Source organism: Rothia endophytica (genome assembly GCF_928381505.1).
GTDB lineage: Bacteria > Actinomycetota > Actinomycetes > Actinomycetales > Micrococcaceae > Rothia > Rothia endophytica_A.
The window spans coordinates 1-402 of the sequence record NZ_CAKMSJ010000038.1 but is presented as its reverse complement, the minus strand read 5'-3'; the positions used below and the strand labels follow the sequence as shown (position 1 = coordinate 402).

1 protein-coding gene is annotated in these 402 nt (G+C 60.0%); it reads left to right on the top strand.

Annotation, left to right across the window (positions count from 1 at the left end; genetic code table 11):
• Positions 1-39 precede the first annotated feature (39 nt).
• Positions 40-402: histidine-type phosphatase (locus L6990_RS11835; RefSeq protein ID WP_237204376.1), on the top strand; the 363-nt coding region annotated here is incomplete at its 3' end.

Below are 402 nucleotides of genomic sequence, written 5' to 3'. Positions count from 1 at the left end.
AGCAAAAGTGGGAAGACCACCATTAGCGGACTGAGCGTGATGGCCAATATGGTGGAGACGCTGCGTCTCGGCTGGAGTGAAAACCTGCCTCTCAGCCAGCTGGCGTGGGGCAAGATCACCCAGGCCAGGCAGATCACCGCCCTGCTGCCGCTGTTAACGGAAAACTACGATCTGAGTAACGATGTGTTGTATACCGCGCAAAAACGCGGGTCGGTGCTGCTCAACGCTATGCTCGATGGCGTCAAACCGGAGGCGAATCCGAACGTACGCTGGCTGCTGCTGGTGGCCCATGACACCAATATCGCCATGGTGCGCACGCTGATGAACTTTAGCTGGCAGCTGCCGGGCTACAGCCGGGGAAATATCCCGCCGGGCAGTAGCCTGGTGCTGGAGCGCTGGCGC